The organism is Hydrogenophilus islandicus, assembly GCF_054657095.1.
In genome coordinates this window covers 22,455-32,378 of the sequence record NZ_BAAHXE010000026.1, presented here as the reverse complement: position 1 = coordinate 32,378, position 9,924 = coordinate 22,455, and the positions used below count along the sequence as shown (strand labels likewise).

Sequence of the window (9,924 nt, the reverse complement as noted above, 5' to 3'; positions counted from 1 at the left end):
GTTGTGGCTCACCTATTCCGGGATGACGCTCCTCTGCATGGCCGCTTTCGCGCTCGGTGGGATGGAAGTTGAGGATGCGGTGATCCACGCCTTTTCGGTGATGGGGCTGGGGGGATTTTCGAGCCACGACGCCTCGTTCGGCTATTTCAACAGCCCCCTCCTCGAGGCGATCGCGATCCTCTTTGCCACGCTTGCAGGATTCAACTGGGCGACCCACTACCTGGCGCTCATGCGTCGCTCCGCCAGACCCTACACGCGCGATCCGGAGCTGCCTTACTATCTTGGGGTGCTGGTGGTGAGCAGCGTCGGCCTTGCCCTCTACCTCACCGCCGAAAATGCCTACAGCGACTTCTGGCGGGCATTGCGCGACACCACCTTTCACGTCGTGTCGATGGCCACGTCGCTTGGCTTGGCGACGACCGACTTTGGACTGTGGCCGATGTTTGCCCAGCTCTGGCTCCTCTTTTTGTGCAGTTTCACCGCCTGTGCGGGGTCCACAGGCGGCGGGATCAAAATGATGCGGGCGATCATCCTCTACAAGCAGATCTATCGCGAGGTGGTCCGGGCGATCCACCCCAACGCGGTGGTGCCGCTGCGGGTGGGCGAGACGACGATCGACAATCGGGTCGTCTTCGCGGTGCTCGGCTTTTCGTTCCTCTACATGGTGTCGATCGTCTCCCTTACGCTGCTTCTCTCCGCCTCCGGGTTGGACGTGATCACCGCCTTTTCGGCGGTGGTGACGTGCATCAACAACACTGGGCCGGGCCTCGGCGCGGTGGGGCCGGCGGCGAACTACGGTTGGTTGAATGAAACGCAGACGCTGCTTCTCACCTTCACGATGGTACTGGGACGGTTGGAGATCTTCACCTTTTTGGTGGTCCTGACACCGGCGTTCTGGCGGCGGTGATCGCGTGGGGGGTGTGGTATGCTTGCGCGAACGGCAAACCCTGAGACAAGACGATGCTCAAAAACGACCGCCTGCTGCGGGCGCTCCTGCGTGAACCGGTCGACCGAACTCCGATCTGGCTGATGCGGCAAGCGGGGCGGTATCTCCCCGAATATCGCCAGACACGGGAGCGGGCCGGGAGCTTTCTCGACCTGTGCCGCACCCCCGAGCTTTGCGTCGAGGTGACCCTGCAGCCGATTGCGCGCTTTGGCTTGGACGCGGCGATCCTCTTCTCCGACATCCTGACCGTCCCCGACGCGATGGGGCTTGGGCTCTACTTTGCCGAAGGGGAGGGGCCGAAATTCGAGCGGCCGCTGCGCGAGGAGTGGGCGATCCGCAACCTCGCCGCGCCCGACCCCGAGGTGGAGCTGCGCTACGTCCTTGATGCGGTGCGGCAGATCAAGCAGGCGCTTGCCGATGAGATCCCACTCATCGGTTTCTCCGGGAGCCCGTGGACGCTCGCGTGCTACATGGTCGAAGGGGGGTCGAGCAGCGACTACCACGAGGTGAAGCGGATGCTCTACGCCCGCCCCGAGCTCCTCCATCGGATCCTCACGGTGAACACCGAAGCGGTGGTGCACTACCTGAACGCTCAGATTGCCGCGGGTGCCGACGCGGTGATGATTTTCGATTCGTGGGGCGGGGTGCTGAGCGAAAAGGGTTTTGCCGAGTTCTCGCTTGCTTATCTCGAGCGGGTCTGCGCGCAGCTCACGCGCACGGCACGCGGGCGGCGCGTTCCGGTGATCGTCTTCGTGAAGGGCGGAGGCGTGTGGCTCGAGAGAATTGCCGCGTGTGGGGCTGATGCGGTCGGTCTCGACTGGACGGTCGACATCGGTCGGGCGCGCCGGCAGGTGGGCGACCGGGTGGCCCTCCAGGGGAACATGGACCCGGCGGTGCTCTTGGCGACCCCCGACGCGGTGGTCCGTGAGGCGCGCGCGATTCTCGACGCGTTCGGGCCGGGAAGCGGCCACGTCTTCAACTTGGGCCATGGGATCTCCCAACATACCCCGCCTGAGCATGTTGCGGTCTTGGTCGAAACGGTGCAGAGCGAAAGTAGGCGCTACCACAGCGCGTAGCGGCTGCTGATGGCTGAGCGAGTGGTTCGGGTGCTTCTCCCGCAAGCGGGGCGAGCACTCTTCGACTACACCGCGCCGCAAGAGGGGAGGCTCGAGCGCGGCCAGCTCGTGCGCGTCCCTTTGGGAAAACGGCTCCTTTTGGGGGTGGTCTGGGCGCTCGACGTCACCCCCGAGGTCGACCCCGCGCGCCTCAAACCGATCGCCGAGGTGTGGAGCGACTGGCCGCCGCTCGACGCAGCGCTCCTCGACCAGATCGCGTTTGCGAGCAGCTACTACCTCAATGCCGCAGGCGAATACCTCGCGTTCGTTTTGCCCCCGGCGCTGCGGCGGCGAAGACGGCAAACGGCGGCGGCAAAGCTCTTGGCGGCGGGGATTCTCAAGGGTGAGCAAAGGGGGGATCGGGAGCGTCACGCGGTTCGTGATCAGCTAGGCGAAGAGCGTGCTGCAGATGGAGCCCATTCGCCTCGCCCCGAGCCCCTATTGACGCCGGAGCAGCAGCAGGCGCTCGCAGCCATGAGTGCCACCTCCGGTTTCGACCCGGTTCTCCTCTACGGAGTAACCGGCAGCGGCAAGACCGAGCTCTACCTGCGGCGGATTGCGGCGACCGTTGCGCGCGGGCAACAGGCGCTGTTGCTTGTCCCCGAGATCGGGCTCGTGCCGCAGACCGCGGCCCGCTGCCGCGAGCGCTTACCCACCGCCCGGGTGGCGCTCTGGCACTCCGACCTGAGCAGACGCGAGCGGCAGAGCCTCTTCGCCGCATTGGTGAGCGGCGCGGTTGACCTCGTGATCGGCACCCGCTCGGCGATCTTCACGCCGCTGCCGCGGCTTGGGTTGATCGTCGTCGACGAGGAGCACGACGCGAGCTACCGGCAGTTCGAAGGGGCCCCCTATTCGGCGCGCGATCTCGCGTTGTGGCGTGGCAAGCGGTGTGGTGTGCCGGTGATCTTGGGGTCGGCGACCCCGTCGCTCGAGCGGTGGTGGGACGCCGAGCGCGGGAGAATGCGGCGGGTGGTGCTCACCCACCGCGCAACCGGGGTGGCGCTCCCTGAGATCGCGCTCGTGGATCTCCGGCGCACCGCTCAGACCGACGAGGGGTTGGCGCCTGCAGTATGGGAGGAGATCGCCGCGACGGTGGCGCGGGACGAGCAGGTGCTCCTCTTTCTCAACCGCCGCGGTTACGCCCCGACGCTCTACTGCGGCCACTGCGGTTGGGTGCAGAGTTGTGCCCGCTGCTCGGTGCGGATGGTCTTTCATCGCGTCGACCAGACGATGCGTTGCCACCACTGTGGCTGGAGTGCGCCGGTCCCCACCTTCTGCCCGAGTTGCGGCAGTGGCGCGCTCGCGGTCGCGGGGCGGGGGACGCAGCGGCTCGAAGCGGCGCTGGGGAAGCGCTTCCCAGGACACAACGTGCTGCGGATTGACCGCGACAGCTGCCGCGACGCGCAAGCGTTCGCGGCGGTGCGCGAGGCGATCGCCGCGCGCCGCGCCCACCTCTTGATCGGCACCCAGATGTTGGCGAAAGGGCACGACTTTCCGGCGCTTGCCCTCGTCGTCGTCGCTGGCGCGGACGCGGGGCTGATGGCGGCGGACGCCCGGGCGAGCGAACGGCTGATGCAGCAGCTCCTGCAGGTCGCAGGGCGGGCCGGCCGGGCGGGGCGAGCCGGTCGGGTGTTGGTGCAGACCCACTACCCCGACCACCCCTTCTACCAACAGCTGGTCGCGCACGACTACGCCGCCTTTGCCGCAGCGACCCTTGCCGAGCGGGCGCGCTTGGGGCTTCCCCCTTACGGCCACCAGGCGGTCTTGCGTGCCGACGCGCCGCAGCTCTCGGTGGCGACCGCGTTTCTCACCGAAGCGAAACGGCTCGGTGCGGCGTTATGCCACCAGATGGGGGTGGGGGGCTTGGTGCGGCTCATGGATGTGGTGCCGTTGCGGATCGTGCGCGTCGCCGAACGGGAGCGGGCGCAGCTCCTTGTCGAGGCGCCCGACCGTCAGGCGCTCCACCCCTTTTTGCAGCAGTGGGTCGAGGCGCTTGCCGCGATCCCGCTGCGCGAAGGGTTACGCTGGCGGCTCGAGGTCGATCCGCTCGAGGTGTAACCGCCTCAGAGGCGAAAACGGGCAAAAGCCTCTTTGAGGCGTGCGACCCAGTGGGAGACGTCGTGACTCGCGGTGGCGATCTCGTTCGACGCCGCAGAGGTCTGCTGTGCGGCCGCTTTCGCGGCGTGCGCCGAGCGGTCGATCGCCGCGCTCAGCTCCTCAATCGAACCGGCGACGGTCAAAATCGTCTGGGCGCGTTCGAGCGTTCCGTGGGTCGCCCGCTCCACCTCGCGCATAAAGGTTTGGAGCGTCGCAATCTCGCGGCGGCTCGCTTCGGTCTCGGCGAGCGTCGCGTCGAGATCCGCTTCGATCGTCTTTCCTTGGTGGGCGAGACTTGCGGTGATCTTGTCGATCTCGCCGGCCGCCACCGCCGACTGTTCCGAGAGTTTGCGCACCTCGTCCGCGACCACCGCGAAACCGCGCCCCGCTTCGCCGGCGCGCGCCGCTTCGATCGCAGCGTTCAACGCCAGAAGATTGGTCTGTTCGGCGATCTCCCGCACCTGGTCGGTGATGCGGCGAATCGCTGCACTTTCGGCGATGAAGCGGCGGCTCGCACCATTGACGTCGTCGAGTTTGCGGTTCATCCCTGCCAAAACGGCCAGGGCCGCTTCGAGCGCTTGGCCCATCCGCTGCGCCTCCTCCAACGTCCGCCGCGCGTCGGCGACGACCGCCTGGGCCTCGCTGCGCGCGTTCTTCGCGGTGGTGTCGAGCGCGTCAGCCGCTTCGACGATCGCGTCGACCTGGGTCGCGCTCGTCCGCGCCCGTTCGTTGATCCGCTCGGCGTTCCTTTCGCTCACCTCGGCCGAATGGGCCAGCGTCTGCAGCGCCGACTGGACGGTGGTGAGGCTCTCGCGCCATTGGGCGATCATCTCTTTGAGCGCGTCGACGATGCGGCGCGTCTCGTCGGCGTTGCGGACCTCCAACGTCGCAGTGAGGTCGCCGCTCGCGAGGCGCTGGACACCGGTCGCGATCCGCGAGATCGTCACCAGCAGCGAGCGGCGAATCGCCAGGGTCATCGCGAGAACGACGATGGATGCCACGGCAATGGCGGCCGCCAGAATCGCGAGCGCCCGCCATTTCGCGCTCTGGTATTGGGCGACGTGGTCGGCCAGGAGCGCATGGACCGACGCGCCGTAGCCCCAGACGCCGTCGACGAGCACTGAGAGTTCGTCATAGACCTCCAGAGGATCGCGGGCGAAGAAACCGAGCTTGATCGCCTCGACGCTGGTATCGAGCAGGGTCACGTGCTCATCGAGGTAGGTCCGTTGCGCATCGAAGAGGTCGGCCATCTCGGTAATCCCGAACGAGCGCAGCCGTTCATGGACAAACGCGAGGTTGCGCAGTGCCCGCTGCAGTGTTGCGCGGTGGCGGGTGAATTCGAGGAGCGACGGTTCGGTAAAGCGCTCTTCGACAAAGGCCATCGTCAGGAGCCCGCGCAGCCGGTTGCTCGCATCGAGTAGCGTCAGAATGTCGTTGAGCCACACTTGGGTGAGGCTACTGATCACCGGATCGGGGATAAACGCGAGCTGCGATTCGACGGCGACGAGGCGGATCGTCTCGAGGAGCCCCTCGACGATCGGGCCGAGCATCGCAAAGCGATCGGCGGCGTCCCGAGAGGCGGCGTCCCGCCACGACCGGTCGAGCCCCTCGATTCGCTCCGCGAGCGCTGGGGAGAGGGGGTTCTCCCGGCTGAAGGTGAGGAACGTGCGCCATTGGTTGTCGATCGCGTCCCGCAGCGCTGCGGCTTCACGCTCGGCATGTTCGCGCAGCTCCGGCCGCTCGCCACTGGCGAGCGCAATCCCGCTCCAGGTGCGGAGTACCGGAACCTCCCGGTAGATCTCCCCCAGTTGCGTGATCCACCCGAGCCCCAGTGCTTGCCGTTGCGCGGTCTGAACCCCTTCCCACTGCTGCCACAACGTCAAGCCGTTCGTCGACAGGACTAAGATGCCGCCAACGATGATGATGAGGAGCAGTTTCGCCGAAATCGAGAGGTGGCGCATGATCTTTCCCTTTCATCAGGGCCATAGATTCCAGTATAGCGCTTTCTTGCGTGGGTAAACGGCAGAAACGGCGCCTTCTTGAACCCCTTTTTTGCCCCGCGTTTGCCCGGTTCGCCTTATGGTAAGATGGTGAAAAAGCGAGAGGCTGCAATGAGCAAGGCGACACTCCATTTGACCTACACGCTCGCGCTCGAGATCCCAGCGGCTCTGGAGAAGGTTCCGGCCGAGGATCTCGCGAAGACACTCGACGGGCTCTTGGGGGAACCGGTCCATCAGGGGCTCAAGGCGGTGGTGGCGAAACGCTTGGCCGGTGCCGGGGTGCGGGTGACGGCGCTCACCCACCGTGCCAAGGTGGAGCGCGAGCGGCAGGCGGTCGGGACGCTCATTCCCCGTGCGCAGCTGATCGCGGCGGCACCGCATCTCACCGACGAGGAGTTGGCCGACGTCGAAGCGAGCATCGGGTCGATGCCTTTTCTCTCGTCGGATGAGCTCCACAAGCGGATCCGGGCGCGGGCGCTGAAGCGCGCGAACGAGGTTCGCCTCGTCCCGGTGCGGGTGGTGGGTGAACGGAGTAACGGCGAGCCGTTCGAAGGGGAGGCGTCGCTCAACATCACCCATGGGGCGCTCTTCTTTCCTGAGGCGTTGCGCAGCCTCCGTTTCAAAGCGAACGCGCCGGTGCAGGTCTTCCTCCCGTGGTCCGACACGCCGCTCACCGCCACCTACCGCGGCGCGACGCTCGGCGGGCCGGTGGTCGAAGTGCCGATCGAGAAGCTCGCCCCCCATCGCGACCAGCTCATCGCGGCGTGGCGGTCGCAAACGAAGGCGTGACGCGCGCACCCGGTGGCTGACGTAACCCCTTCGCGCGCCGCGCACGACGCCGCCGAGGCCCTCCACGCGGGCTGCCTCTCCCCCGAGGCGGTCGCGCAGCTTGCCCGCTTGGCGGTCGATCCGACGCGCGGGCTCAGCTGGGACGAGGTGCGGCGACGGCAGCGCATCCACGGACGCAATCTCGCGAGCCGCTCCCCTTCACAAGGGGCGGTGCGACCCGTAGAGGGGGCCCCTGCGGTTGCCGCGGTGGCGCTTGCGCTTGTGTTTGCCGGGGCGCTGCTTGCCCACGCCCATGCCGCGCTCGTCGCGTGGGGGGTGGTCGGTGTGGCCGTTCTCCTCTCCGTGTGGGGGTGGCAGCGCGCGCTGCGCGGGGGAAGCTCCTCAGACGCCCCCTGGCAGGTGTGGGTGCTGCGCGAAGGGGGTCTCCACCGGGTGGCCGCTTCCGACCTCGTACCGGGTGACATCCTCTGGCTCTCGGAAGGGAGTCTCTTTCCGGCGCAGTTGCTGCTCCTTGCCCATTCACGCGACTGGCGCACCGAACCGTGGCGCGGACGCGAGCGGGTGGTGGCGGGGAGCGCGTGGGCGCTCGTGGTGCGGCTCGGTTCGGCGCTGGAGGAGGGAAGTGCGGAGGCTGCAGCGCGGCGGTTGCCCTGGCTGCAGGGGGGGATGGCGGTTGCCGCAGTCGCGGCGTGGGTGACGCTCCTTGCGGCGCAAGAGACGCCGCTTGCCCTTCTCCTCTACCACGCGGGGGCGCTCCTGTTCCTCCTCTTTCCCTGGGGCGATCGCCTCTGGGCTCTAGGGGCGCAGCGGCTTCTCCGGCGGCGGTTGCGCCAAGCGGGCCTCTGGTTCCGCTCGTGGGGGGCGGTCGAGAGGGTGGCGCACGGGAGGTTTTGGCGGGTCCATTGGCCGGCGTGGTTTCCCGAGTGGCGTGTCGCTTCCCTCCTCCTTCCCTTTGATACGCTGCGCTTCACCTGGCCGCAGCGCCCCGACGCTGCTTTAGATGACGGCGCCTTTTGCCCTACCTTGTGGCGCGGGGAGCGGGCGGTGGTGAACCCGTTGGGGGTGACCGGCACGGTGCCGCTCGCGCAGGCGTTGCGGGTGGCGCTTGCGCCCGCACCAGGCTTTCGCACCCTGGCCAACCCCCCGAGCGGTCCGGTTGCCGAGGCGTTGTGGCGCGCGACCGAATGGCTCGTCGCCGATGAGGCGCGCGATCCGCTCCGGCAGTGGCGGGTCGTGGCGCGCGAGCGTCGCCCCGAATGGGGGGCATTCGGATGGCTCACCCGCTGTCAGGACGCGCGCGGCCGGCTCTGGAGTGTCGCGACCGGCGAGCCTGAGGCGCTTTGGGCCGCCGGGGTCGCGCGCGGCGCGTGGGGGGGCGCGGTCGATAGGGATCGGTGGCGCGAACGGGTTGCGCGGGCGCACGCCGCCGGCGAATGGGTGATTGGCGTCGCCCAATGGGTCGTGGGACGAGAGGAGTTCGCGGCCGAAACCTCCGCGGGTCTCGCCGCGTTCCAGTGGTTGGGGGCGTGGGGGGTCGTTCCCGTCGCCGAGCGGTGCGCGGCTGAGGTGCCGCTCGCGTCGCTCGGTGTTACCGTCGCGGTGGCGGGCACCTTTTTCCCGGACGCGACGCGCGCCGCGTGGTCCGAACGGGGGTGGTGGCCCGGTGAGGCGCCTGAGGAACCTTCGCTGCTTTCTCCGATTGCCCCATGGGTGCAGGTCGAGGGGCGCTCCCAGGGCGGGGAGGGTGGCGCGCTCGTGCTCCTTGCTGCCTCTGAGTGGAACGACGCACCGGTTGCCGATGTCGCGCTCGAAGGGGGGCTGGCGGCGCTGGCCGAGTGGCTCCCCGCGGTACGCGCGACCGAGGAGCAGCTCCGCCGCTTTGAGCGTCGGTTACGTTGGCGGTGGCCGTTGGCGCTCCTGATGGTTGCGCTGTGGCTCGCGGTCGACCCCCTCACGCCGCTTGCGGTGGTACCGGTCGCAGCGCTCCTGCTCCTGGCCCATCTTCCCCTCTGGACGCGGATGCGCTATGATACGATCACAATATCAGAAAATGCTGTTCTAGGAGCAGGCGATGCAACAACCGTTGATGATCGACGCGAATGAGGCGCAGTTTGACGCCGTCGTCCTGCCGGAGTCGCACCGCCGCCCGGTGGTCGTCGACTTCTGGGCGCCGTGGTGCGGCCCGTGTCGGGTGTTGAAGCCGATTTTGGAGAAGCTCGCTGAGGAGTTTGCCGGCCGTTTCCTCCTCGTCAAGGTCAATTCCGACGACAACCCACGCCTTGCGGCGCGCTATGGCGTGCGCGGCATCCCGAGTGTCAAAGGGTTGCGCGACGGGCAGGTGGTCGACGAGTTCTCCGGCGCGCTTCCCGAGGGGGAGGTGCGGCGCTGGTTGGCACGGCTCATCCCTTCACCCGCCGAGCCGTTGTGGCGCGAAGCGACGGCGAAACGGGCGCAAGGGGATCTGGCGGGCTGCGAGCAGCTGCTGCGCGCGGCGCTCGAGCGCGACCCGGCGTTTGACCGCGCGCGGCTCGAGCTGATCGCGCTCCTCTTGGACGGGCAGCGGGTGGAGGAGGCGGCAGCGGAGTTCGCCGCGCTCCACGAGCGGGGAAGTGACGAGGCGAAACGGCTCGAAGCGCGTCTGGCGCTTCTTGAAGGGGGTACCGCCGAATCGCTCGACGCGTTGCGTTCCCGCGTTGCCGCCTTTTCCGAGGATTGGGAGGCGCGTTTTCGCCTGGCGAAGCGCTACGCGGCGGAAGGGGCGTGGCAACCGGCGCTCGACGAGCTCTTGGCGATCATCGCCCGCGACCGCGACTGGAACGGCGGGGCGGCACGCAAGATGGTGTTGCAGATCTTCGACCTGTTGCGCCCGGGAGACCCGCTCCTCAAAGAGTACCGCGCCCGCCTCGCCAATCTCCTCCATCGGTAGTTTCTCTGCGGCTCCCCGCTCTGAGGAGGCGGTGCGTGGTGGCTGAGCGCA

Annotated in this window: 7 protein-coding genes; 6 read left to right on the top strand and 1 reads right to left on the bottom strand. The window is 67.9% G+C overall.

The genetic code is table 11. The annotated features are described in order from the left end of the window. The 3 genes from ACYQ6T_RS08100 to priA all read left to right on the top strand — a co-directional run. Positions 1-907 (top strand): TrkH family potassium uptake protein (locus ACYQ6T_RS08100; protein ID WP_459829780.1); only part of this gene is annotated, 907 nt, incomplete at its 5' end. 53 nt (positions 908-960) lie between these two features. Continuing rightward, on the top strand, positions 961-2,022 hold the full coding sequence (hemE, locus tag ACYQ6T_RS08095; RefSeq protein WP_459829778.1) for a uroporphyrinogen decarboxylase: 1,062 nt from the start codon (positions 961-963) through the stop codon (positions 2,020-2,022). Between the two features lie 9 nt (positions 2,023-2,031). Further along, on the top strand, positions 2,032-4,119 hold the full coding sequence (priA, locus tag ACYQ6T_RS08090) for a replication restart helicase PriA (RefSeq protein ID WP_459829775.1): 2,088 nt from the start codon (positions 2,032-2,034) through the stop codon (positions 4,117-4,119). A 5-nt stretch (positions 4,120-4,124) separates the two neighbouring features. Here priA and ACYQ6T_RS08085 read toward each other — a convergent pair whose 3' ends face one another. Further along, positions 4,125-6,119 (bottom strand): methyl-accepting chemotaxis protein, encoded by a 1,995-nt coding sequence (locus tag ACYQ6T_RS08085; RefSeq protein ID WP_459829773.1) that lies wholly within the window; start codon positions 6,117-6,119, stop codon positions 4,125-4,127. 150 nt (positions 6,120-6,269) lie between these two features. Between ACYQ6T_RS08085 and ACYQ6T_RS08080 the strand changes: the two genes are divergently transcribed. From ACYQ6T_RS08080 to ACYQ6T_RS08070, 3 genes are read left to right on the top strand one after another with little or no spacing between them, the layout of a single operon-like run. Next, positions 6,270-6,947 carry a hypothetical protein gene (locus ACYQ6T_RS08080; protein ID WP_459829771.1) on the top strand — a complete coding sequence of 226 codons (678 nt, stop codon included), beginning with the start codon at positions 6,270-6,272 and terminating at the stop codon, positions 6,945-6,947. Positions 6,948-6,959: 12 nt separating this feature from the next. Beyond that, positions 6,960-9,050 carry a hypothetical protein gene (locus ACYQ6T_RS08075; RefSeq protein ID WP_459829769.1) on the top strand — a complete coding sequence of 697 codons (2,091 nt, stop codon included), beginning with the start codon at positions 6,960-6,962 and terminating at the stop codon, positions 9,048-9,050. After that, a complete protein-coding gene (locus ACYQ6T_RS08070; RefSeq protein WP_459829767.1) occupies positions 9,019-9,873 on the top strand; it encodes a tetratricopeptide repeat protein in 855 nt (284 codons plus the stop codon). The genes ACYQ6T_RS08075 and ACYQ6T_RS08070 overlap by 32 nt, the downstream gene beginning before the upstream one ends. The last annotated feature ends 51 nt before the right edge of the window (positions 9,874-9,924 follow it).